The sequence below is a fragment of the Peribacillus sp. NPDC096448 genome, from assembly GCF_044762675.1.
In the GTDB taxonomy this organism is placed as follows: Bacteria; Bacillota; Bacilli; order Bacillales; family DSM-1321; genus Peribacillus; species Peribacillus frigoritolerans_B.
In genome coordinates this window covers 170,728-195,931 of record NZ_JBIWEU010000005.1, presented here as the reverse complement: position 1 = coordinate 195,931, position 25,204 = coordinate 170,728, and the positions used below count along the sequence as shown (strand labels likewise).

The window sequence follows — 25,204 nt, the reverse complement described above, 5'->3', positions numbered from 1 at the left end:
GAAATACTTTACAAATTGACCAAATTGCTATTGCTAAAAAACCTAATGGTAACATATAATTCAGAATATATATAAAATTCTTTAAATTTAATGGGCGTGGGGAGTGATACAGCCCAGGCCCCTTATAAATGAAGGTTTTTTATAGTTGCACACAAGATCAATAGAGAGGAGATGGAAAAAAATGAAAGCGCTTAAGTCGGTTATTCTTTGGGGGATCATATCTGCATTGGGTGCAGTTAGTTTTGGTTTCGTCGCGCTAAACCGGGGGGAAAGCATCAATGCCATGTGGATTGTTACTGCAGCACTCTGTGTTTATTCAATTGCATACCGCTTTTATAGTAAATTCATTGCACGGAAAGTGTTTGAGCTAGATGACAATCGCCAGACTCCATCGGAAGCGAATAATGATGGGAAAGATTATGTACCTACAAACAAATGGGTGTTGTTTGGCCACCATTTTGCAGCAATTGCCGGAGCTGGACCTCTCGTAGGCCCCATCCTTGCAGCGCAGATGGGATATTTGCCAGGAACACTATGGCTTGTAGTCGGAGTTGTATTGGCTGGTGCCGTACAGGATTTCATCATTCTCTTCGGTTCGATGCGCCGTAACGGCAAATCTTTGGGTGAGATGATCAAAGAGGAGATTGGACCGGTTACTGGCTTGATAGCGATGATCGGTATCCTTGGTATCATGATCATTTTATTAGCGGTACTTGCCCTGGTTGTCGTAAAAGCGCTGGTGGGCAGTCCGTGGGGGATGTTCACGATTGCTTCGACCATACCGATTGCAGTCCTTATGGGCATTTACATGCGTTATATAAGACCGGGACGGGTTGGTGAAGGATCGATTATCGGAATCATACTTTTGATGCTCGCTTTATATTTCGGCCGCTTTGTAGCCGAGAGCGAAACATGGGCGCCAATGTTCACTTTCAGCGGGGAAACGATTGCCATCATGTTGATCGTATATGGTTTCGTTGCCTCCGTATTGCCTGTATGGATGTTATTGGCACCGCGTGATTACTTAAGCACATTCTTGAAAATCGGGACGATCATCGGACTTGCACTTGGCATCTTTATTGTCATGCCGAGCCTTGAAATGCCTGCCGTCACTCAATTCATCGATGGAACAGGACCTGTATTTTCCGGAAATTTATTCCCGTTCCTATTCATTACGATCGCTTGTGGAGCGGTATCGGGATTCCATGCACTCGTTTCATCAGGTACAACCCCTAAAATGATTGAACGCGAATCTCATTCACGTCCAATCGGATACGGAGCGATGTTGACTGAATCCTTTGTAGCCATCATGGCGATGATAGCAGCCTGTGTATTGACGCCAGGTATCTATTTTGCCATTAACAGCCCGGGGGCCGTTGTGGGAACGGAACCTGCGCAAGTGGCCGCTACGATATCAGATTGGGGTTTCCTTTTGACACCTGAGATGATTACCGGCCTTGCAGACGATGTTGGGGAAGAGACCATTATATCCCGTACTGGAGGAGCTCCAACCTTTGCTATCGGCATGGCCCATATCTTCTCGCAAGTGATTGGCGGAGCGTCCCTGATGGCGTTCTGGTATCATTTCGCGATCCTGTTCGAGGCATTGTTCATATTGACCACCATTGATGCGGGAACCAGGGTAGGGCGTTTTATGATACAGGATATCATCGGCACCTTTTACAAACCATTTGCCGAAACGAATAAATGGCTGCCTAATATAATTGCGACTGCCATTTGTGTCATCGGTTGGGGGTACTTCCTTTATCAAGGTGTCATTGATCCTCTTGGAGGAATCAATACCCTTTGGCCATTGTTTGGAATTGCGAATCAGATGCTTTCCGCCATTGCGTTGCTGCTTGGGACGACGGTCCTTTTCAAAATGGGTAAAAAAGCGTACACATGGGTCACCCTTGTGCCCACTACATTCTTGTTGATAGTGACCATGACGGCAGGGTGGCAAAAGCTGTTCCATGAAAACCCGGCGATTGGCTTTTTAGCACATAAAGATAAGTTTAAAGCAGCCTATGACAGTGGGGAAGTTCTTGCTCCGGCAGCTAACCTGGCCGAGATGAAGCGGGTTATCGTCAATGATTATGTGGATGCTGCCCTATGTGCCATCTTCATGATCGTGGTGATCACGGTCCTGATTTCTGCCATAAGGTTATGGATAAAAGTCTTGAAGAACCAGAAAATAGATTTACATGAAACACCTTATGTATCCAGGTCGTCATAAGGGAGGGAAGGCAATGTTGAAAAGAATAATTAAAGTTCTCAGCTACAGAAAGCAATTCGTCAGTTTGCTTGTCGGTGTGCCAAGTTATGATACGTATGTGGCACATATGAGAATGCATCATCCTGAAGATCCTGTGAAAACCAGGAAAGAATTCTTCTGCGAAGCTCAGGATGAACGGTATAACGCAAAGGGTGGGAAAGTGTCCCGTTGCTGTTAAAAAATATTTATTGAAGGGTCCTCAATAGGGGGGCCCTTTTTTTCGTGGTTTTTTCGAAATGTAACAGCTGTGGAGTAGTGAAAATGTGGAAAAGTAAATATAAAACAAAAAATCACATTTTCTGGTACTTTTATTCTTAATGATGTTATATAATCTAACATTTTTTTTGAAAATTCAAAAATTAAGTTGAATAATTAGAAAATTAAGTATATGATAAAAAATATAACATAATAGTGTAAATAAACATAACATAAACAAAAAACAAGGGGGAAAAAACAGTATGCAAATGACAGATTCGGTATTCATGTTTTTGGCAACGATGATGGTTTGGTTAATGACACCAGGGATTGCCCTATTTTATGGAGGGATGGTAAAAAGTAAAAATGTCCTGAATACGGCAATGCATAGTTATATGCCTTTGGCTGTCATTTCGATTCTTTGGGTGTTGATCGGGTATTCATTATCATTTTCACCTGGTAATACACTTCTGGGCGGTCTGGATTGGGTTGGCTTAAAGGATGTAGGCTTTGCAGCTGGACCATACAGCGAAACAATTCCTCATAGTTTGTTCATGTTATTTCAAATGACTTTTGCCGTTTTAACTGTCTCGATCATTGCAGGTGGCATTGCCGAGCGGATGAAGTTTTCAGCATTCCTGATTTTTACGATCCTTTGGTCTTTATTCGTATATGCTCCCGTTGCACACTGGGTATGGGGAGGCGGCTGGTTAGCGGAACTGGGTACACTTGACTTTGCAGGTGGCAACGTTGTTCATATTTCTTCAGGGGTTGCAGGTCTGGTTTTAGCGATCATGTTAGGTAAAAGGAAAGAGTCAGGGGACAGTGCACCGCATAATCTTCCTTTAACATTCCTTGGCGGATCATTAATTTGGTTCGGTTGGTACGGCTTCAACGTCGGAAGCGCACTGACAATCAATGAAGTGGCGATGAATGTATTCGTCAATACAGCTGTTGCAGCGGCTGCCGGTATCATAGGCTGGCTGATCGTTGAGTATATGGCTAATAAAAAGGCAACATTGCTGGGTGCGGTATCCGGAGCCATTTCTGGATTGGTGGCCATTACGCCTGCTTGCGGATTCGTAACCCCTGCCTCTTCCATCATCATCGGGGTCATCGGCGGTGCCGTATGTTTCTGGGGTGTATTCTTCCTGAAGAATAAACTGGGTTACGATGATGCACTTGATGCTTTCGGATTGCATGGAATCGGTGGGACATGGGGGGGCATCGCTACAGGGTTGTTCGCGACAACTTCCGTAAACGAAAACGGTGCAAATGGTTTATTCTATGGTGATTTCAACTTGTTGTGGAAGCAGCTTGTAGCGATCATTGCGACATATATCTTCGTTGCCGTTGTCACCTATATCGTTGCTAAAGTCATTAACCTTTTCGTGCCGTTGCGTGTCAGTGAAGAAGATGAGTCAATGGGGCTTGATCTTACACTTCATGGAGAAAAAGCTTATCACGAATCCATTTAAAAAGGGGTTGCTCATATGTCCGAGGTTTTAACGAAAATAGAAATCATTACACGTCCCATCAAGTTTGAACAATTCAAAGCGGAACTTGCAAAAATAGGGGTAAGCGGAATGACTGTATCGGAAGTAAAAGGAACGGGTCTTCAGAAAAGTTATGTGGAAACCTATAGAGGCAGAAATCGTGAAATGTCATTACATGACCGAATGAAAATCGAAATCGTCGTATGTGAAGTGCCAGTTCAGGATGTTGTGGATGTAGCAAGGAAATTCTTGAGTACAGGTAAACCGGGTGACGGAAAAATCTTCATTTATGAATTGGCGAATGTTGTGAATATCCGTACCGGAAAAGAAGGCCATGATGCGTTAAAGAATGACCTCTGATTTGGGATCCGCCGAATGTGCCGGATACATTAGATGTAAAGAAAGGGAGCCTGAAAATGGGGAGACTGGTCCGAATTGTTAATGCAAAAAAACAGAAGATCGTTAATACGCTCATTTCAGAGGATGTATATCAACCTGATGACCGACCCTTTTTATTGGAATTGCCATTGAAAAATTTAGAAGAAATACTATCCCTCCGTATGAAATCCTCGTTTCAAAATCCCCGTTTTAAAAAATGACCTTTCAGCCGTTATCCTATATGGGATTAGCGGCTTTTTTATGGTTTGATTACCACTCTCCGCTTTAATGTATTAAGGTAACTTTTTTCTAGAATCCCCCATGGAAATCGGGGAGCTTTCCAACTATAATGAATAAGGATATTAAATTTAAATACAATTTTCTTGCCTTTTTTGACGCTTTTCGCTTAGTTACTTCAATTTTTCTTACGAAAAGTTAATTCAAAAAAATGTAAGTTTCCCAAAGAAATGATGAATTATTTCGTGAATGCCCTATTTAACAATAGGGAAAAATTATTAATATGTTCTATTAAGAGGTGAAAGGAAATGGATCAATTTACGGTCGAATCCGTTTTAAATATCATTAGGGAATTTGTACCGAAGGATGCTTCAATTTCTGTGGCTGATTCCGAAAAATACATTTATTATCAACCAAGCAAACAAGTTGACTTAAGAATAAAACCGGGTGATTTAATCAGTGAAAACACGGCGACATATAAAGCGCTGAGTGTCCGTAAAAAAATAGGGGTGCAGGTTGAAAGCAATGTATTTGGCGTACCTTACTATGGGCTTAGTGTTCCTATCATGGACGAGGGAAATCCTTTAGGGGCGGTAACGGCCATCTTGCCTTCAAAGCCATTAATTTTACCGACATCATTCTTGACCATTAAAACGGATGACCGCTGGATACCGCTTCCATATGATGAAATTATGTATTTGGAAGCTCAAAATAGGAAAACTAAAATACAGTCCGAACGTGTGAGTGGATTTCATAAAATGAACTTGAGTGAATTGGAATTCATTTTACCTGGTGATTCATTCATTCGGGTGCATCGTTCGTACATCGTCAATATTAACTATATTCAAGAGATCCTTCCTGATTTCCATTCTACATTTTTATTGATAATGAAAGACAACTCCAAAATCCAGGTCAGTCAAACATATGCAAGTCAATTCAGGAGGGCTTTGGGGTTTTAGTGAATTCTCCTTTGTGTGAAAAAAATGCTGGTTTATGCCCAATTTAAGGCTTTTCATTCGAAAATGAATGTGACGATTACACAGGATTGGTAAAATTAAGTGTAAGAAAAGCGAAAAATGGGGGTCTTTTGTATGAACGAAAGCGTTTTCAAAAAAATTCGCAACGAACAATTTAAGGGGAAAGTAGTTACAGCGGAAGAAGCAGCTTCATGGATTAAAGATGGGATGAAACTCGGTATGAGTGGATTTACCCGTGCTGGTGATGCTAAAGTTATTCCGATGGCTCTAGTTGAAAGAGCTAAAACTGAAAAATTCAAAGTTGACGTTTATACTGGTGCCTCATTAGGGCCGGAAGTCGACCAACATATGGCGGAAGCAGGTATCATAAATAAACGTTTGCCGTTCCAAGCGGATAAAGGCATTCGCAATAAAATCAATGCTGATGAAGTAACTTATGTGGATCAGCATTTATCTCATACAGCTGAACAAGTTCGTCAAGGCATTGTCGGACCAATAGATTTTGCAATCATCGAAGCTTTGGCGATTACGGAAGATGGATTGATCATCCCGACAACTTCTGTAGGTAACTCAGCCATATTCGTTCAAGAAGCTAAACATGTGATCATTGAATTGAACGTATCCCATCCTGAAGGGTTGGAAGGGATGCATGATATTTATACACCAGCTAAACAAGGGGAACGCGAACCGATTCCTATGACTAAAGCAAGTGATCGCCTTGGATCGATCGGTATTGCGGTTGATCCTGAAAAAGTAATGGGAATCGTCGTTTCTACAGATCTTGATGCACCTTCTACAATTGTGCCGCCGGATGAAGAAACTGCAACAATCGCCAACCACCTCATTAACTTCCTTCGTGAAGAAATCAAGGCTGGCCGTTTAACTGAAAGCCTTGCTCCGCTTCAGTCGGGTGTAGGTTCAGTGGCAAATGCAGTATTCGCTGGCTTCCTTGATTCTGAATTTAAAGATTTGGAAGTTTATTCAGAAGTGCTGCAAGATGCAGTATTTGATTTAATCGATGCTGGCAAGGTTAAATTCGCTTCAGGGTGTTCGATTACATTAGCTGAAGAAAAAGGAAAACAAGTCTACGGTGAGCTTGAAAAATACCGTGATAAACTAGTTCTTCGTCCACAAGAAATATCTAACCATCCTGAAATCATCCGTCGTTTGGGCTTGATTTCAATCAATACAGCGTTAGAGTGTGATATCTATGGTAACGTAAACTCTACACATGTTTCTGGGACAAGAATGATGAACGGAATCGGTGGATCAGGAGATTTTGCCCGTAACTCACGCCTAGGCATTTTCGTAACGAAATCATATGCAAAAGGCGGCAAAATTTCCAGTATCGTTCCTTTCGTTTCTCATGTGGATCATACTGAACATGATGTGGATGTATTAGTGACAGAGCAAGGGATCGCAGATTTACGTGGCTTGGCACCAAAAGAGCGCGTAGAGTTAATCATAGAAAACTGTGCTCATCCTGACTACCGTCCGCAGCTTCGTGCATACTTCACTGAAGCTGTTGCGCAAACGGGCGGGCATCAAACTCCGCACATTCTTGAAAAAGCATTTTCATGGCATACGAACCTAGCTAAAAACGGTACGATGCTTGAAGCGGTTCTTCAAGATCAAAAATAAGACTCAAAACCCCGCCAATAAACAGCGGGGTTTTTTTATTTGGGTCGTGTCCGTATAGGTTAAACCCCACGAATCTTTCAATATTGAAAGGTAAATAAATTATTTCCCCTAAGTAATTTGTATGATGTTTCCTATTGATTCTTTTTCCTGCGACATATAACGGATTTAAAGTTTAAAATGATGCTTAACCATCAAAAAGATAGGGAACTGTATCTTTAGGCTTTTTTCATTTATTTTTGTATATAATTATTCATTCAAGTTATAGAAATATGGTAAACTGCTAACAATGAAAGATTATCATACATAGAATTTTTCGCATTCATGATGTTGTTTCCATAGAAATAGGGAGTTAAATAGAATTGCTTATAGTGGAGGAGATAATTTGTTCAAGACAAAATTACATTTTTGGACGTTAGAGTTATTACTATTGTCTTTACTTTTTTATGTTGGTACAAAGATTTCTTTTCTTTTTGAACCAATAGTCATTTTTACATCTACATTGTTCTTTCCAATCTTGATTTCGGGCTTTCTCTACTTTTTGTTCAACCCTACCGTTGATTTCCTCGTTAAAAGGAGAATGCCAAGGGGATTGGCGATTTTATTGCTTTACGTATTTTTCCTTGGGTTGATTAGTTTATTGGTCGGTCTGGTTGGTCCATCACTTTCCAAACAGGTTACGGACTTAATCAATAACCTTCCGGATTATTTCAATCAAACAAGGAAGTTCATTGAAGATTCAGCTGAGTCAAAATGGTTTTTGTGGACGGTGGAACAAGATTATGTACCTCTGCAAGAAGTAGGTGACTCGCTTCAGAAATATTTGACTGATTTACCTAGTAATATAACGAACAGTTTAACTTCGGTTTTCAGTGTGGTCACGAATATTACTTTAGTGGTCGTAACGGTTCCTTTCATCCTGTTTTATATGTTGAAGGATGGGGATAAGCTTCCGGCCGCCATTATGAAATTCGTACCGGTTCGCTATAGAAAACCAGCTTTAACAGTACTTCAGGAAACTGGCGGGACGCTTACTACATACATACAAGGGCAGATGCTTGTTTGCATGTTTGTCGGGATCGGAACGTTCATCGGGTATTTGATCATTGGTTTGCCTTACGCGTTCTTATTCGCGCTGATTGGTGCCGTAACCAATATCATTCCATATGTAGGCCCGTTTATCGGAGCCGCTCCTGCTGTCATTGTGGCGCTGATTCATTCGCCGACCGAGGCGTTATTGGTCATTCTGGTTGTAACGGTCATTCAGCAATTGGATGGTAATTTCATTTCACCGTTAGTCATCGGGAAAAAATTGAACACACATCCGCTTACCATCATCATCCTATTGCTCGTGGCCGGAAACATTGCCGGTATCATCGGCATGATTTTGGCTGTTCCGACCTACTCCGTTGTTAAAACGATTGTATTGAATATCGTAAAATTCATCAGGATCCGTAAAGAGGAAAAGCTTGAAGAAGATATATTGGAATGAAAAAACGGGCCCGGCTCAATTGAGTCGGCCCGTTTTATAGTGTGCTAAAAAGGTTACAAACCTAAGGAAATATATTTTACTTCCAGGAATTCCTCGATGCCCTGGTGTCCGCCTTCACGGCCGAGCCCACTTTGCTTGAATCCGCCAAATGGAGCTTGCGGAACGGAAGGAAGTCCATCGTTCAAGCCTACAATACCGAATTCAAGTACCTCGGTGAACTTGATGCCCTTGGTGATGTTTTCAGTGAAGACGTAAGCTGCCAAACCGAAGATGGAGTCATTTGCCCTCTTGATTGCCTCTTCATCAGTCTTAAAGGAGGCAATGGGAGCTAGAGGGCCAAATGTTTCTTCTTTCATGCAGAGCATGCTGTCATTAATGTTGGAAAGTACGGTTGGTTCAAGAAAAAGACCGCTTATTGATTTACCGCCAGCTTCGAGCTTAGCGCCGCTGCTGATTGCTTCATCAATTTGTTTTTGAACCTTATCCACTGCATTTTGATCGATAAGAGGACCGATATCGACGCCATCTTCCAGTCCATTTCCTACCTTTAGTTCTTTGACCTTGGCAACGAGCTTTTCGATAAAGGCATCTTGAATTGCTTCGTGGACATAAATGCGGTTTGAACAGACGCATGTTTGTCCAGCGTTACGGAATTTTGAACTGATGATGCCATCAACCGCTTTATTAAGGTCGGCATCCTCAAGAACGATTGCGGGTGCGTGACCTCCGAGTTCAAGCGAGATTTTCTTTACCGTGTCAGCTGAGCCTCTCATAAGGGTTTTACCGACTTCTGTAGAACCGGTAAACGTCAATTTACGAACCCTCGTATCTTGAAGCCAAGTTTCGCCGATTTCTGATGATTTTCCTGTCACGACGTTGATGACTCCTTTTGGAATGCCAGCTTCTTCAGCTAATTCAGCCATTTTTAAAGCTGTTATGGGAGTCAGGTTTGCCGGTTTAATGACGACTGTGCAGCCAACGGCAAGCGCTGGTGCAACTTTTCTTGTAATCATGGCTGCAGGAAAGTTCCACGGCGTAATGACAGCTACAACTCCGACAGGCTGTTTAGTCACGAAAAGCCGCTTATTGGACACGGAAGCAGGGATCGTTTCGCCGTACACCCGTTTTCCTTCTTCGGCAAACCAAGATAAAAAGCCATTGGCATATGTCATTTCACCAAGAGCTTCTTTAAGGGGCTTGCCTTGCTCTTCAGTCATGATTTTGGCCAGTTCTTCTTTATGATCATCAATCAATCGATGCCATTTCCAAATTAGTTCAGCACGTTCGTAGACTGATAGCGCGGCCCATCCCGTAAAGGCTTCATATGCGGCATCTGCAGCCTTCGCCGCTTCAGTTGCACCGCCTTTAGGAACGGTGGCAACTACTTCATCCGTTGCCGGGTTTCTCACTTCAATTTTATCCAATCCAAAATCCGACCACTCACCGTTAATAAATAATCCGTAATCCTTCATGATAAAACCTCCTAATTTGGTTAAATCCATCAAACTACTAAAACTTTTAACTTTATACTTTTACCTGTTACATAAAAGTATAAACACTTTTCCGTGATTCTGAAATTAATTTGATTGGCTATTTATAGAAGATCGGCTGTTCGGTTGATAGAAAGGGAACAATAAAAAAAGAGGTGCAAGTTGCACACCTCTTCATTCAGGGTTCGATTATTTTTCCGATGAGACGGCCACTTCATCCATATCACCTGAGATGGCTTGATTTGGATTGAATTCACCTTCTGATTTAGAAATGACCACTGTAGCGACACTGTTACCGATTAGATTAGTGATGGCACGTGCTTCAGACATGAAGCGGTCGACTCCAAGCAGTAATGCCATTCCTTCAACTGGTATCATTGGGAAGGCAGCTAATGTTGCAGCAAGTGTAATGAAACCGGATCCCGTTACACCGGCAGCACCTTTGGATGTTAACATCAAGATTCCTAGAAGGGTCAATTCCTGCCAGATGCTTAAATCGACACCGTAGGCTTGGGCGATGAAAATCGCAGCCATGGATAAGTAGATGGATGTACCATCAAGGTTGAAAGAATAACCGGTTGGGACAACCAACCCGACTACCGATTTTGAGCAACCGTATTTTTCGAGTTTTTTCATCACGCTTGGCAGGGCGGATTCCGACGAAGATGTTCCTAAAACTAAGAGGATCTCTTCTTTTATATAGGCAATGAACTTGAAAATATTAAATCCGTACATTTTTGCGATCGAGCCAAGGATGAGAATGATGAAAAGTGCCATTGTGATGTATACGCTACCCATTAATTGTCCTAACGAGGTTAAAGAACCAAGGCCAAACTTACCGATTGTATAAGCCATTGCTCCGAAAGCCGCCAATGGAGATACTTTCATGATCATACCGACGATGCCGAAGAAAATGTCGGCAATATGCTGAAAGAAAGAAACGACTGGCTGCACTTTCGGTCCCATTGCCGCCATTGATAATCCGAATAACACGGCAAAGAATAGAATAGGGAGTAAGTCTCCGCCAGCCAGTGCGGCAACGGCATTATCAGGAATGATATTAGAAATGAAAGCAACGGCTCCATGTTCCGTTTCGGAAGCGGCTGTTGTATATTGTGATACATCTCCGCCCTCGACTGAATCGATGTTAAAGCCTTTACCAGGCCCCAGCAGATTGACCACGATGATTCCGATGGCAAGTGCGAAAGTGGTAACGATTTCAAAATAGAGCAGGGCCTTTCCGCCGATACGGCCAACCTTTTTCATATCACCCATACCGCCAATTCCGATTACGACGGTTAAGAAGATGATTGGTGCAATGACCATTTTAATCATTTTAATAAATAAATCTGCTAATATCTTCAGCTGTTCACCGAAAGCAGGGAAGAAGAAACCGACTGTAATACCCAGAATGATACCGATGATGACCTGAACTGTTAGATTTTTTAATATTTTCAAGGTGCATTCTCCTTTGTCATATGATAGCGCTTTCTTAACTTGATAATAGTGTAACAGAAGAAAGAATCAGAATATTCTTTTGGTGATATTGTTTTCTTTTTGTTCTTTTTGGTCTTGAGGATTTTTAATAACTGAAGGAAGAAAGGGAATTAAAAGTGACGATTAGGATATAGATAGATTACTAAACTGCAATAAAAAATACCGGCGGAGAGCCGGTATTGGGGAAAGTCAATTTTCAAATGGTTTTATGAGTGCATATAGGGTTCCAATCACAGGTAGTTTCAAACCGGCCTTGTCGGCTAGGCGCAGTGCACCGCCCTGTAAATGTTCCACTTCGAGGGTCAGGCCCTTCCGGCGGTCCTGGTGCATCGAAGAGGTGGATTCATCAGGTAAGCCTGCCATGTTTTCCAACGCTTGAGCAATATTCTCCGCAGTAATCCCGACGTCATAAGCATTTGCAAGCTCCTTCATTTCAACAAGGACCTTTTCTATCAATCCATTGGTTTCCGGAAATCTCCGTATCGTGCCGATAGGAAGGTTGGAGGCAGTTGTCACACCGGAGAACGCGGTGATGAACATGTATTTGATCCACATCCTGATCAATATGTTTTCCGTTCTGCTTGCCTTCATGATAGCTGAGCCGGCCGCCTGTTCGAATTCATCACAAATCTTTTTTTGTGACGGATGAAGCGGGCCATAGATTAAATCGTGATTTTCATTGGAGTGTATGACATGCCCTTTTTCATCAAGGGTGGCGATGATGAAGGCGCTTCCTCCCAAGACGGCTTCTTCGCCCAGTTCGTCCTGTAAAATGGATACATGTTCCAACCCGTTCAAAAGCGGGAGGACCTTTGCGCCCTTTTCGACAAGCACCTTTAAATCTGAAAGGGTGCCTTGCAGATGCTGGCCTTTTACGGCGAGAATCACGAGATCGACCTTTTCTATATCCTTTACATTCTCTGTGATATGAAGGTCGTTGAAGTGGTAATTTCCATGTGGGCTGGTTATGCTGATCCCGTTTTCCTTCAATTGTTTGGCGCGGTTTTTTCGGACAAGGTATTGAACATCCTGCCCGGCCTGCTGCAACCTGCCCCCAAAGTAGGAGCCGAGTGCCCCGGCCCCTATAATGACAATATTCAAAGCGCACACCTCTCTTTTGATTAAGATGTACTAATCATAACATTGACTGAATTTTCGGTAAATGTTTCCGTTTGAAGGTCAACTGGTTGTTTACATGTTTATAAGAATGGGAAAAACAAAAGACCAGCCTGAAAGGTTTCAGGCTGGTGCTTATCATTATTTATAGATTTTTACTTTAACTGTTTTTCTGCCCCAATTGATAGCTTTTGAGTGAGAAGAGTAGAAGACGTCAATTTTATTCCCTTTGATTGCGCCGCCTTTATCTGCCGCAATGGCATCCCCGTATCCTTCTACATGAACTTTTGTTCCTAGTGGAATGACCTTAGGGTCGACTGAGATGGCTTTTACGTTAGGGTTTTTCTTTAAGTTAAGACCAGATGCTGTAATACCGCTGCAACCTTTGCAGTTCGCAGTGTAAGCTGTTGCCTTCACCGTGATCGTTTTATATTTCTTGGATGATGATGAGGTTTTAGCTTTAGCTTTAGCTTTAGGTTTAGGTTTAGCAGAGGTCGAAGTTTTCTTGATCTTTAAAACTTGTTTTGGATGGATGTTATCTTTTTTCAGGTTGTTCCAACTTTTGAGTTGATTGACTGTTATATTATGTTTATTGGCGATACCCCATAGTGTGTCGCCGCTTTTAACTTTGTATGTAGTAGTAGCAGCCGATGAAACTCCGGAAAAACTAAATACCAAAAAGAAAGCAGTGAATAGTGGAAGTAGTATTTTTTTCAAAATGAATAGTCTCCTTTGTTTTAAATCGTAGACTTAGAATAACAGGTCTTTATGACAACAATGTTTCGGTGGAATAGTAATTGTGTTACAAAAAGGTTTCCTTTGATAAATAAATGTAATATAAACTAGGACAAAAGGACTTATCTGTTAAATGTAAATATATTATTTATTATGTCAGTATAAGCGTATTTTTGTTAAATAGTGCTGCTATAATGGCGTATCCTGTTTAATTAGGTAAAATGTGGATGTGTATTCCCTGGTTTTAAAGTCCTGTATATTTTGTAAAAAAGCAACGTAATAATAGAGGGTTGAATGCTGTTTATTTTTGTGGGAGAGATATTCGGAAAATGGAAAAATCCGGCATCTATGTGATGCCGGATTAAACTATAGACAAACTCGATTAAAATCGGTTTGTCTATAGTTTTTTTGAGAGTTTGTAAAAATTCGAACGTTGATTTCCACTCCAGGCACTCGCTTCCCGTCGGCTCCCATCGACGCGCTTTTCCCGCAGGAGTCTCGCACCTTCCGTTCCAATCAACTTTGTTTTGAAATTTAAATAAAACCCCTTTCCACAAACTCAGCTGGTATCTATGAGATGCTAGCTTTTTTCACGATTTTGATTAATTTAAAACGAATTCAGAAGCGAAATCGACTAGCATTTTTTGATAGACTGCTACCGATTTAAGATTGACGCATTCCCTATCTCCATGCCAGTTCTCGCCTTTTGGTCCGAATTCAATGGCTGGGATATCATATGCCGCAAAAAAGACGGTATCTGCGGAGCCGTGTTGTCCAAAAATGACAGCGTCTTGCTTGGTGTTTCTTTCGATAATCGGGCGAAGCAGAGTGATGAATGGGTCTGACTCTTCGGTTTTTACAGGTTTACTGTACATATTAAGGTGAACATTATTTCCTGTTACACTTTCGATCTGAGCGATGATATCTTCCATTGTTTGCGTAGGAAGATAGCGAATATCAAGACTTAGCAAACAGGCATCCGGTACCTTATTGTAGACCTCCCCGCCTTTTATTTTTGCTAGGTTAAGTGAAGGGGAAGAGTAAAGGGGAGTATGATCCCGGGTGAAAGGAAGCTCCTTTATTTTTAAATAGAGATCATAGGCCTTTTCAATTGCATTCACGCCTTCCCATGGACGGCTTCCGTGTGCAGACTTGCCGGATACTTCAATATCGAGACGAAGGGCACCCTTTGCCTGGAGCCCGATTCCCAATTGCGTAGGTTCAGCACAGATTACAAAGTCCCCTCTATAACCATGTTTCGCTAAATATCCGGAACAGTTCAACCCGCCAATCTCTTCATCCGATACGATCTGAAGCTGGATTTTCAAACCTAAGTCCTTATCTTTCAGTTCGGTAAATGCACACATCATCCCTGCAACTCCTGCTTTCATATCGGCTGTCCCGCGTCCATATAAATTTCCTTCATGAACCTCAGGGAAAAATTGATCCGGCGTACCGCTGACAACATCGACATGGCCATTCCAAATTAGGGTTTTATCTCCGCTGCCAATCTCGCTAACAAGCATTTTATAACCGTTATTTACAATCAAATTCACGGTAAGTCCTTGTTTTTTTAGCCAATCCGCACAGTAATCAACCGCTTGGTTGGCTCCTTCTTTCGATGAACTGTCGATAGATACTAAATCTTTAAGTAACTCGATGAGCAAAAAGAAAACCTCCTAAAAATATGCATACTAATATTATATATACCCTTTCTGAGTAAGGGTTAACTCAAAAATATTTTCCTGTTAAATAACGTTTAGCACTTTCATCCCCTGGGGTATGTAAAGGGGGAGCGACAATACATTCTTTAAGGAGGATGATAGATATGGATAAACGTATAATTGGTGTATATGAAACTGGAGAAGAAGCCATAAAGGCTGTTGAGTCATTACAGGCCCAAGGGTATAATCGTGAAGATATTTCAGTGGTAGCTAAAGATAAAGAAGAATTAAATGCAGTGAATGAAGAAACGGGTACAAAAGTTGAAGAGGGGCTCGCAGCTGGTGCGGCAACTGGAGGTATTTTGGGAGGTGCTGCCGGATTATTAGCAGGTGTGGGTGCGTTGGCAATTCCGGGAATCGGGCCGGTACTGGCTGCTGGACCGCTTGCTGCAACATTAGCCGGAGCGGCTGTAGGCGCTGGTACAGGAGGATTGGCTGGTACATTAATCGGAATGGGCATACCTGAAGACGAAGCCAATCGTTATGAAGCGGATGTAAAGAGTGGCAAGCTGCTTGTGTTAGTAGATTCGGATGCGAGAAAATCCAGTTCTTCTTACTCGGGAATAACTGAAACCGATGAAACGCTAACGAATGGCAGAAGAACTCTATAAGTCGTAAGTTAAAAAAGGACGGATCCCTTAGGACCCGTCCTTTTTTGATTAGAATGTGAATTTCTTTATTTCTTTGTGCATTTCCTGGGATAGGGCATCCAATTCACTAGCCAGGGCATTTAATTGTTCCATGGAGGCATTCGTTTCTTCTACAGAAGCTGATACTTCTTCAGTTCCTGCTGCAGTTTCCTGACTGATTGAATTTAATTTTTCTGCATTGGTCGCCATTCGTGTGACCTCGTTTACCATATCATTCATCATCTTTTTCATTTCGTCAAAATTGCTGAATGTGTTCGCGATGATGGATGCAATGTGACTGAAAGCATTTTCCGTATCCGTTACAGAAGTATCCTGAAGATGGATTTTTTGATTGACTTGATCAATCAAATGAACGGTATTGGTTGTATCGGTTTGCATGGCTTGAATGATTTCAGAGATTTCTTTCAGTGAGTTTTCCGTCTGCTCGGCCAATTTCTTCACTTCATCGGCAACAACTGCAAATCCTTTTCCATGCTCACCGGCCCTGGCTGCTTCGATGGCAGCATTCAGGGCGAGTAAATTCGTTTGTCCGGCAATCCCACTTATGGTCTTTACGATCGCACTAATATCATTGGACCGTGCATCCAATGATTTGACTGCCGTACTCATCTTATTGGATATCTGGGACGTTTCATTGAATTGTTGTTTTAGGCTTTGCACTTGAGTGATTCCGTTTTCGGAAGCTTTGAACATATTTTCGGATTCCGTGGCCATTTTGCCCGTTTGCGCTTCAAGGTCATTGATTTTGTCAGCCAGCAGCTTTACGGCTATTTCGTTATTCTGCCCAACTTCGATTTGGTCTATGGCCCCGGCCGCTATTTGTTCCATCGTCATGGCCACCTCGTTAGCAGCCGCTGAATTCTCATCGGCACTAGCCACTAGCGTCATGGAGGAATCCGATACTTTATCGGAAAGGTTGTTGACAACCCCAAACATATGACCCATATTCCTGGTCATTAAGCTGGTGTCTTCTGCAAGTTGGCCTATTTCATCTTTCCTGAAAATGGAATTCTTGGAGGTGAAATCGCCATCAGCCATTTTCCTTATGGATTCCTGCAGTTTTTTAATGGGATTCGTTAAAGAACGGGTGATGAAGATGGCAGATAGTGCAGTGACGGTAAAGACAATCAACAGTGTGATGATATTATCGATTATCATCGAGTTTGCCCGGACTTTCACTTCATTTTCGTCCATTACACCTGCTATTCTCCATCCGGTGGTAGGGTTGGTGGCGTATCCGACGATCCGGCTTTGCCCTTCATATTCCTCGATCATTGATCCGGATGCACTTTTCATTTTTTTGAAAATATTTTCCTTTGATATGTCCTGTTGAATTTTTTCCTTGTCTGGATGTGTAACGAATGACCCTTTCTTATCCAACAAAACCGTATAGCCCGTTTTGCCGAATTTCGTTTGATTGACCATCGTGATCAATGTATCGATCGAGATGTCGACACCGAGCACGCCTATTAATTTATCACGATCATCATATATGGCTTTTGCTGCCGTAATGACAAGTTCATTCGTCGCCTGATCCGTATAAGGTTCCGTCCAAATGGTCTTGTTTTTTTGTCTCAATGCGGATTGATACCAATCCCTTTGTCTCGGATCGAAGTCAGCCGGCAATTCCGCTTTAGGGAATATTAATGTTTTTCCATCTTTCTCCGTGCCGAGGTATAAACCATTTATTTCAGAACTGCTTGACTGTGTATGGGAAAACTCATCCATTATGGATTCGGGGTTCTTATCATAAGTACTCATGATAGGATACATACCGATCCTATCCAATTGATTTTCCGTTTTTTGAAAGAAGATTTCGAAAGAATCGTTCATTGACTTGACTTGCTCTTCCGTCGTTCCGGTAAGTTCCTTGGTCGTCAAATCGATACTATTTTTATAGCTCATGTAAGAGATGGCCATTCCGCTTATCATGATCAAAGCTAAAAAAGGAATCAATATTTGTTTTTTTAGCGAATTAAAATACCAGTCTGTCAGTCTTTTCATCTGTGCAATTCTCCTTATATACCTCAAATTAATTTAGGCTTCTATAGATATTTCGGTCTGCTTTGACTTTTTTTGAAGTTTCAAGTTAGAAAATTCCCAATATTAATTTTGCTGTGAGTGGAAGACATGCATTCAAGGTATAGTGGATAAAAAAAAGAGCTGACAGCCAGGGTCAACTCTTTCATTCATTGATTGCTATTCGACTTGGATATTTTTTGTCCTGTCCATATACCATGTGTAAAACTCGTCTGCATAATTAACGGATACATCTTGGAGCTTTGTATGGTGTACAGGCTTGGAGCGGTTGATCGTTTCAATTGTGGCAAGCCCGAAAAACTTTTGCAGCCTCGAACGCTCCACCTCAATTTGGATGACCTTGCTTCTTTTAGTAATGAATAGAGATGTTTCCAAACTTCCGGATTTGAACTGAATGAACTCATCATTTAACAAGTAACGGCTATTTTTGTAATCCATTATTCTCAATGTATAAATGAGGACGAATAGAATCAGCGAGATATACCATAGGGAGGGTTTGAAATAATAGATCGCCAATGTTGTGAGAATCCAAAAAAAGCTGGGCCGCAGCATTCGGATTTTGAAGGCCTGTTTCGATAGTGACTTCATTGACCGTTCCACTTTATAAGCGGGTAAAATCTCTTCTACCATCCCATATGCCCGTTCAATTGATAAAAAAGGATAGAGGGTGTTCGTTTCCAGATCTTCATCACCGGTGCTTCCTGCACTGATCAGTTTTACTTCTGCCAATCCTAGCAATCTTTTAATGATTGATTGGGTGATTTCGACTGCTTGTACTTTTTCTTTCTGAATGGAAAAAGCGGATTCATCCAGAACGCCTTTCTTGATATATATACGCTCGTGATCGGATGAAATTTCATATTTTCCATATTTAACGAATGTTGAAACGATTCCGAATGCAACGGCGACACAAATGAGGCCCGCAATAACGACGGTTATGATCCACCAAGTATCCAATAGCCTGGCAAGGAAGCCTTCGGCGTTCTCCAAATCGAAAAAATCATCAAGTGTATTATATAACGTGGCCAATATTGGGATTAGGGCCAGAAAACTGAGTGATGTAAAGGAAGCTTTCAGCACATCTTGTTTGCTTGGCGTGAAATGGATTGTTTTTTCACTGGTTGGTTCTATATCCTCAGCTATTCGTTCTTCAGGACTATCCACTTCGATAACCGGAAGTTCCTGTTTTGAAGCATATTCCCCCTCAAGCCGTTCGGCCTCTTTTCGGGAAATCATCTCGAAAGGTACGGTACCCTGATCGCCAGTCATCCCCGTTTCGAATGTTAAAGAGGTCAATCTGAAAATTTTATGAAATAAAGTCGTGCGTTGCTGGACATTCTGGACCTTATGAAGCGGGACAGTTCGATACGATTTCGAGATAAGCCCTGAAGTAATATGTATGGCACTTTCTTTGATTTGGTATTTATACGTATACCATTTAAGGATGACAGAAATGACTTTCCAAATCAGATAAACTAGAAAACCGATTTGGAGTACCTTCATATACATCTTTTCAGAACCGAAATTCAGGACATAAAGCATGATTATGAAAAACACATTCCCTTTCAGCAATTTCCAAAATTCGAAAGGGATTTTGAAAGGGTGTAATCGTTTTGCTTGTTCTTCCATCGTTAATCCACTTCCTTAATTTTTGCGAAATGGGCAATTTTATCTCGTAATTCATACGCCTCTTTCTCGGGGATGGCAGGTATGTCATAAGAGTCGCCCATTGTTCCGACGCTTAGGGAATAAAGGTTATATTTTCGCAAAAAAGGTCCTTGGTTCAATTTGACGGATTGAACCTTCGTCATTGGAATGAGTTCATGCTTTTCACTCCAGGCTCCCCGTTTTGTTTGAATGAATTCTTCGTTCACATCGTAACGCCAATACTTTTGCAAAAGTATCGGTTCAATGAAGATGGACCAGATTGCATTGAAAAAAGATAATACGATAAGTCCGTTTAAAATCCATCCAATCCATTCTTTCCAAGTGAAATAATCATCAACAAATAATAGGATGCCAAGTACGGCGAGGATAATAAGATTGGTAATGGCTTCAGTCATCCGCCAAACCTTCACTGATTCTTTGGAAATTTTCTTCGTTGGTGGCTCTATCTTGGAATACATATATTCACTCCTTACTATGTCTTTATACTTATACGGATTATCTTACAAAAAAGTTCCCTATCATAAGAACTTGTTTCCATGGGGTGCCGGCCGAATAATCCTGCAGTTTCCCGAGTATATATAAATAAGGAACTTTCTAGTGGCTCTTTTCTTTTTATAAGACAGTAAAATGGACAAGATAGAAGATGTAAGTTTTTAGAGTGGGAGTGATAGGTTTGACATATAAAAGGAAGTTGAGTTTTATATTCTTCCTGTTTTTGATTTGTTTTTTTGATGGAGAATCGAAGCAGGCTGCAAATGATGATGGAAACCTAGAGAAGGAAATTCAACAAATATTAGAGTATTCGCCGGGACTGGCTGGGGCTTTGACGGGAATTTCCATCCGTTCAGCTGAAACGGGGGAAATGATTTATGAATGGGGAGCGCAAACGAGATTGCGGCCTGCTTCAAACCTTAAGCTATTGACTGCAGCAGCTGCGCTGGAAACTTTAGGGGAAGATCATGTTTTTCAAACAGAACTATACATAAAAGGAGTGCAGGTTGGCCATGTTCTGCAGGGAGATGTATATCTGAAGGGAAAAGGAGATCCCACATTATTGGAAAAGGATTTTGATGAGCTGGCAGCTTCATTGAAGCGCAGGCAAGTTAAGCTGGTTCATGGGGACCTTATAGCGGACGATTCTTGGTATGATGATATTCGCTATTCCCAAGACTTGGTTTGGAGCGATGAACAGGAATATTACGGAGCAGCCGTTTCGGCTTTAACCGCATCCCCTAATGAAGATTACGATACCGGTACCGTCATCGTGGAGATAACGCCTGGGGAAAAGGCTGGTAAAAGGGCAACGGTGAAGCTGGAGCCGGAAACGGATTACGTGAAGGTCATCAACAAAACGAAAACTGAATCGGCAGACAGCAATAAGAAAATTGAAGTCGAACGGTCTCATGGCACACAAGTCATTACGGTGTCCGGGACCATTCCGGAGCGTTCTGGGGTGACCAAAGAGTGGATCTCGGTGGAAGATCCCACGGAATATGCCCTGAGCCTATTTGAAAAATCAATGAAGAAACATGGAATTAAAGTGTTGGGAAAAAGGGAAAAAGGGAAAACGCCAGTAGAAGCGGACTTGATTGCCACTCATCAGTCCATGCCGCTTTCACAGCTGCTTATTCCTTTCATGAAATTGAGCAATAACAGCCATGCCGAGGTTTTGGTAAAGGAAATGGGCAAAGAGGCAGAAGGGGAGGGAAGCTGGAAGGATGGTTTAAAGGTTACTCGAAATCAGCTCAAGAGTATGGGTCTCGATATGCAAACGATCATGATGCGTGATGGATCTGGCATTTCCCAAGTCAATATGATTCCAGCGAATGAAATAACGAAGCTTCTGTATGCCGTACAGGAAAAAACGTGGTTTCCTGCTTACTTGAATGCTTTGCCGATTGCAGGCAACGAAAATCGGATGGTGGGGGGTACGCTAAGAAAGAGGATGAAAGGGACACTTGCAGCCGGGAATGTTCGCGCTAAAACAGGGACGATTTCAGGAACGAGCTCCTTATCAGGTTATGTGACGACCAAAAGAGGGGAAAAAATTATATTTTCAATCATCTTGAATAATTTTGTAGAAGAAAAAGGCATTACGGCAATCCAGGATAAGATAGCCGTAATGCTCGCGGAACAGGAAAACCTATTGGGAAGTGGCCATTAGTATCCATGGAAAGCAAGGTATGTAGTTCAGGGTCTGTGATAAGCTGCTCGTCATCTGCCAATTTATTTTCTTCGGCAAAATAAAGCCGATAAGCCATTTTTTATTTGCTGACTCGATGTCGGGTTTCAATTGGAGATTCGAATGGCGTTTCAAATCGATGGTCATTATATAACATTGCATCAAGCCGGCTTTTGAACCATCGAAGACCTTTCTCCGATATATATGTCTATAACAAGAAGTGCTTTTCAAGACCGTCACTAGTAATCAAAATGGAAAGGCCAAGCTGTTTGATCGCAGACAGGGTCTCCATGAAGTGAGGGAAAAGCGAACCTTTTCCTTCTCTCCTCTTATTTTTTTCATTTATCCGCTCAAGGAAGGATTTTAAGGGAGGATTAATAGAAATAAGTAGTATAGGGGGGAATGCTTATGAACTTTCCAACACTCAATGGACAGTATACGATTAGCAGTCTTATAGCTGAAATTCACGAAATTTCAAAAAAACGCTCACTCTATATATTGGCCATAGATGGTCGGGGCGGGTCTGGAAAAAGTACACTCGCTTCCTGTATCCAAGCAGAATTTCCAGGTAGCTTGGTCGTTCATATGGATGATTTTTATTTGCCGTCATCGGATAGGGTTAAACTGCCTCCATCCCAAAAGCAGATTGGAGCGGATTATGATTGGGAACGGGTTTGTAACCAAATCCTGAAACCGCTTACGAAGGGGGAAGAAGGAAGGTATCAAAGGTATGATTGGGAAACGGACACGATGGCCGAATGGCATGTCGTTCCTGCTGGAGGCCTTGTCATTATAGAAGGAACATATTCTATCCGTAAAGAATTGGCAGGGTACCATGATTTCACGATTTGGGTGGAATGTCCCCGTGATCAGCGATTGAAACGTGGCCTTGAGCGGGATGGTGAAAATGCGCGTCAGATGTGGGAGGATAATTGGATGGTTTATGAAGATCTTTATGTGGGTGCACAAAGGCCTCAAGAAAGAGCGAATCTTGTTGTGGACGGAACGAGCTGAATCCGGGATTTCTGGAGCTCGCTTTTAATTGTAAGGGTTTACCTATAAAATATATTATATGTTTAGATAAATTTCTGGGGAGCCGGAAACATGGGGGGAAACGATGTTTACTAATGAAGAACAAGCTGCCGTATATAAAGCCATTTATAACCGAAGGGATATCAGGAGTTTTTTGCCTAAGCCCATTTCAAAGGATATACTCCGCAGAATTTTGGATGCTGCACATCATGCGCCGTCTGTAGGATTCATGCAACCTTGGAGTTTCATCGTGATTTCATCTCAGGAAACCAAGGACAGTTTGGCATGGGCAGCGGATAAAGAAAGAAGGGCCCTCGCTATTCATTATGAAGGAGGTAAAGAAAATAAGTTTCTTGGTTTGAAAGTGGAAGGGTTAAAAGAAGCACCATACACCATTTGTGTTACATGCGACCCGACACGGGGCGGCTCCCATGTTTTAGGGAGGAACTCCATTCCGGAAACCGATATCCTATCCACGGCCTGTGCGATTCAAAATATGTGGCTGGCAGCCTGTGCGGAAGGATTGGCAATGGGATGGGTAAGCTTTTATAAGAAAAATGATATTCGTGATATTTTGGAGATTCCGCCGCATATAGAACCCGTCGCACTCCTGTCGATTGGCTATACGGATCAATATCCGGATAAACCCATTCTTGAACTTGCTAAGTGGGAAAAAAGAAGGCCGATGGACGAACTTATTTTCAAGGATAAATGGGGGAATAAATAAAACGATATATTAAGTTTCTAAAACTTGTTTATTAAGCCCCTGGTTCAGGGGTTTTTTGTTGAGGAAAATATAGAAGACTCTTACGAAAGATACATCTTTTGAAAGAGTCTTTTTAAAAATTTGGTTTGATTTTAAAATCTGCGCCGTTTTGAAGATCCCGGTATACCGAGATCTTCACGGTATTTTGCAATAGTCCGGCGGGAGATCTTCGTCCCTTCATTTTCGAATATTTGACAAAGTTTCTGATCTGAAAAAGGCTTTATTTTATCTTCATCGGCAATCAAGACCTTTATTTTTTCCTTGATGGTGGTCGTTGATTCGGTTGCTTGGCTGTTCACGCGGTTTAACCCTCTAGTAAAGAAGTTCCTTAGTTTGAAGAGGCCATGCGGCGTCTGGATATATTTATTGCTCGTCGCCCTGCTGATCGTTGATTCATGAAGCTGAAGTTTTTCCGAAATGTCCTTCAGTGTCATAGGTTTTAATCCTGTAATTCCCTTCATGAAAAACTCATGCTGCTCATCCACGATTGACGCTGTCACTTTGTAAAGTGTCATTTGCCTTTGTTCGAGCCCTTTTAAAAGTAATTGGGCATCATTTATGTGCCCTTTTATATAATCTTTAGCTGGATTAACAGAATTCATGGCGACGTGATTCTTGTAGTAAGGATTGATGGAAAGTTTAGGTGTGCAGCTATCGTTGACCGTTATCAGGAAACCTTCTTTTTCTTTTTCCACGTAAACGTCCGGAACGATGTAATGAGTCATATCATTGGAAAAGTGACTGACTGGACGCGGGTTTAACGTACGGATGAAATCCGAGGCCTCTTGTACTTCTTGAACGGTCACTTGGTGAAGGGCGGCAATTTTCCTGTAGCGTTTTTCTGCTAAATCCGCTAAATGCTTTTTAACGATCTTATACGCCAATTCATTGTGATTCTCATGCTCACGCAGCTGAATGAGTAAACAATCGGTCAGATCTTTAGCCCCGACTCCAATTGGGTCAAGGGATTGCAATACTTGAATCATATTTTCGATTTCTTCCACGGGTACGGAAAAATGCGAGGCAGCCCAATGGGCATCCAATTCAAGAAATCCATAATCATTTAAGTTTCCAATCAAAAATTGGAGAATCTTCTTTTCAAATGCTTTCAACGAACTTAGTAAACTCAATTGTTCCAGTAAATGGCTTTCCAGTGTTTCTGCGTTAACTGAATAATTGTTGATAGGGTTGTAATCATTGTCTCCGGTGAAACTTTTACTTTTAGAGGAGGATCCACGTATCTGAGAATTTATTTTATGTGTACGAATATTAAGTGATGCGAGGGGTTCTTTAAAGCTAATTTCGAGAACGGGATTTTCGTAAGCCTGTCGGTTCAGGAAATCTATCAGTTCATGGGTGGAATATTGAAGGATATTGATCGATTGCTGTAATTCAGGGGTTAATGATAACTTCAAGGTTTGTTTTTGGTACAGTTCAAATCCTACCTGCATATATATCAACTTCTTTCTTTAAGATTAACATAGCGGCTTAAAAGGAATGAAAAAATATTAACATGATAATAATACAAATCTTCCGAAAATTCAACGTTGTGTGTCAGGTTTTATAACATCAATTAGAAAATAATGAGGGGGATTCAAAAAAATGCTTGTATTTCA

Annotated in this window: 20 protein-coding genes; 11 read left to right on the top strand and 9 right to left on the bottom strand. The window is 41.7% G+C overall.

Going from position 1 to position 25,204, the window contains the following annotated elements:
• Positions 1 to 181 precede the first annotated feature (181 nt).
• From ACIQ0C_RS11125 to ACIQ0C_RS11095, 7 genes are all read left to right on the top strand, one after another.
• Positions 182 to 2,236, top strand: coding sequence for a carbon starvation CstA family protein (locus ACIQ0C_RS11125; RefSeq protein WP_403059773.1), 2,055 nt, complete (start codon positions 182 to 184; stop codon positions 2,234 to 2,236).
• 13 nt (positions 2,237 to 2,249) lie between these two features.
• Positions 2,250 to 2,453: a YbdD/YjiX family protein gene (locus ACIQ0C_RS11120; RefSeq protein WP_403059770.1), complete on the top strand. Its 204-nt coding sequence runs from the start codon at positions 2,250 to 2,252 to the stop codon at positions 2,451 to 2,453.
• A gap of 280 nt (positions 2,454 to 2,733) precedes the next feature.
• Entirely contained in the window at positions 2,734 to 3,948 is a 1,215-nt protein-coding gene (locus tag ACIQ0C_RS11115) for an ammonium transporter (RefSeq protein ID WP_403059767.1), read from the top strand.
• A gap of 15 nt (positions 3,949 to 3,963) precedes the next feature.
• Complete coding sequence (locus tag ACIQ0C_RS11110) at positions 3,964 to 4,326, top strand: P-II family nitrogen regulator (protein ID WP_230160576.1); 363 nt, start codon at positions 3,964 to 3,966, stop codon at positions 4,324 to 4,326.
• 563 nt (positions 4,327 to 4,889) lie between these two features.
• Positions 4,890 to 5,540: a LytTR family DNA-binding domain-containing protein gene (locus ACIQ0C_RS11105; RefSeq protein ID WP_402838704.1), complete on the top strand. Its 651-nt coding sequence runs from the start codon at positions 4,890 to 4,892 to the stop codon at positions 5,538 to 5,540.
• 132 nt (positions 5,541 to 5,672) lie between these two features.
• On the top strand, positions 5,673 to 7,199 hold the full coding sequence (scpC, locus tag ACIQ0C_RS11100; RefSeq protein WP_283900532.1) for a succinyl-CoA:acetate CoA-transferase ScpC: 1,527 nt from the start codon (positions 5,673 to 5,675) through the stop codon (positions 7,197 to 7,199).
• Positions 7,200 to 7,581: 382 nt separating this feature from the next.
• Positions 7,582 to 8,688, top strand: coding sequence for an AI-2E family transporter (locus ACIQ0C_RS11095; RefSeq protein WP_402838708.1), 1,107 nt, complete (start codon positions 7,582 to 7,584; stop codon positions 8,686 to 8,688).
• A gap of 53 nt (positions 8,689 to 8,741) precedes the next feature.
• Here ACIQ0C_RS11095 and ACIQ0C_RS11090 read toward each other — a convergent pair whose 3' ends face one another.
• The 5 genes from ACIQ0C_RS11090 to ACIQ0C_RS11070 all read right to left on the bottom strand — a co-directional run bounded on the left by ACIQ0C_RS11090 (position 8,742) and on the right by ACIQ0C_RS11070 (position 15,193).
• Positions 8,742 to 10,160, bottom strand: a complete 1,419-nt coding sequence (locus ACIQ0C_RS11090; RefSeq protein ID WP_403059762.1) for an NAD-dependent succinate-semialdehyde dehydrogenase — start codon at positions 10,158 to 10,160, stop codon at positions 8,742 to 8,744.
• A 207-nt stretch (positions 10,161 to 10,367) separates the two neighbouring features.
• Positions 10,368 to 11,636, bottom strand: a complete 1,269-nt coding sequence (locus ACIQ0C_RS11085; protein ID WP_402838712.1) for a dicarboxylate/amino acid:cation symporter — start codon at positions 11,634 to 11,636, stop codon at positions 10,368 to 10,370.
• Between the two features lie 228 nt (positions 11,637 to 11,864).
• Positions 11,865 to 12,776: a ketopantoate reductase family protein gene (locus ACIQ0C_RS11080; RefSeq protein WP_403059759.1), complete on the bottom strand. Its 912-nt coding sequence runs from the start codon at positions 12,774 to 12,776 to the stop codon at positions 11,865 to 11,867.
• Positions 12,777 to 12,932: 156 nt separating this feature from the next.
• Positions 12,933 to 13,508, bottom strand: a complete 576-nt coding sequence (locus ACIQ0C_RS11075; protein WP_403059756.1) for a 3D domain-containing protein — start codon at positions 13,506 to 13,508, stop codon at positions 12,933 to 12,935.
• 620 nt (positions 13,509 to 14,128) lie between these two features.
• Complete coding sequence (locus ACIQ0C_RS11070; RefSeq protein WP_403059753.1) at positions 14,129 to 15,193, bottom strand: M20 family metallopeptidase; 1,065 nt, start codon at positions 15,191 to 15,193, stop codon at positions 14,129 to 14,131.
• 161 nt (positions 15,194 to 15,354) lie between these two features.
• Here ACIQ0C_RS11070 and ACIQ0C_RS11065 point away from each other — a divergent pair, with 161 nt between their 5' ends.
• Positions 15,355 to 15,861, top strand: a complete 507-nt coding sequence (locus ACIQ0C_RS11065; RefSeq protein WP_048685038.1) for a general stress protein — start codon at positions 15,355 to 15,357, stop codon at positions 15,859 to 15,861.
• A gap of 48 nt (positions 15,862 to 15,909) precedes the next feature.
• Here the strand turns inward: ACIQ0C_RS11065 and ACIQ0C_RS11060 are convergent, their stop codons facing one another.
• The 3 genes from ACIQ0C_RS11060 to ACIQ0C_RS11050 all read right to left on the bottom strand — a co-directional run bounded on the left by ACIQ0C_RS11060 (position 15,910) and on the right by ACIQ0C_RS11050 (position 20,066).
• Positions 15,910 to 17,904 (bottom strand): methyl-accepting chemotaxis protein, encoded by a 1,995-nt coding sequence (locus ACIQ0C_RS11060; RefSeq protein ID WP_403059750.1) that lies wholly within the window; start codon positions 17,902 to 17,904, stop codon positions 15,910 to 15,912.
• A gap of 195 nt (positions 17,905 to 18,099) precedes the next feature.
• Positions 18,100 to 19,569 (bottom strand): PH domain-containing protein, encoded by a 1,470-nt coding sequence (locus ACIQ0C_RS11055; RefSeq protein ID WP_403059747.1) that lies wholly within the window; start codon positions 19,567 to 19,569, stop codon positions 18,100 to 18,102.
• 2 nt (positions 19,570 to 19,571) lie between these two features.
• Positions 19,572 to 20,066, bottom strand: coding sequence for a PH domain-containing protein (locus ACIQ0C_RS11050; protein WP_403059744.1), 495 nt, complete (start codon positions 20,064 to 20,066; stop codon positions 19,572 to 19,574).
• A gap of 215 nt (positions 20,067 to 20,281) precedes the next feature.
• Between ACIQ0C_RS11050 and dacB the strand changes: the two genes are divergently transcribed.
• The 3 genes from dacB to bluB all read left to right on the top strand — a co-directional run bounded on the left by dacB (position 20,282) and on the right by bluB (position 23,549).
• Entirely contained in the window at positions 20,282 to 21,772 is a 1,491-nt protein-coding gene (dacB, locus tag ACIQ0C_RS11045; RefSeq protein WP_403059741.1) for a D-alanyl-D-alanine carboxypeptidase/D-alanyl-D-alanine endopeptidase, read from the top strand.
• 426 nt (positions 21,773 to 22,198) lie between these two features.
• A complete protein-coding gene (locus ACIQ0C_RS11040; RefSeq protein WP_403059738.1) occupies positions 22,199 to 22,804 on the top strand; it encodes a uridine kinase family protein in 606 nt (201 codons plus the stop codon).
• A 103-nt stretch (positions 22,805 to 22,907) separates the two neighbouring features.
• On the top strand, positions 22,908 to 23,549 hold the full coding sequence (gene bluB, locus ACIQ0C_RS11035) for a 5,6-dimethylbenzimidazole synthase (RefSeq protein ID WP_402838729.1): 642 nt from the start codon (positions 22,908 to 22,910) through the stop codon (positions 23,547 to 23,549).
• Between the two features lie 131 nt (positions 23,550 to 23,680).
• On the opposite strand, the gene rpoN is transcribed toward bluB, so the two are convergent.
• Entirely contained in the window at positions 23,681 to 25,039 is a 1,359-nt protein-coding gene (gene rpoN / locus ACIQ0C_RS11030) for an RNA polymerase factor sigma-54 (RefSeq protein WP_403059735.1), read from the bottom strand.
• Between the last annotated feature and the right edge of the window lie 165 nt (positions 25,040 to 25,204).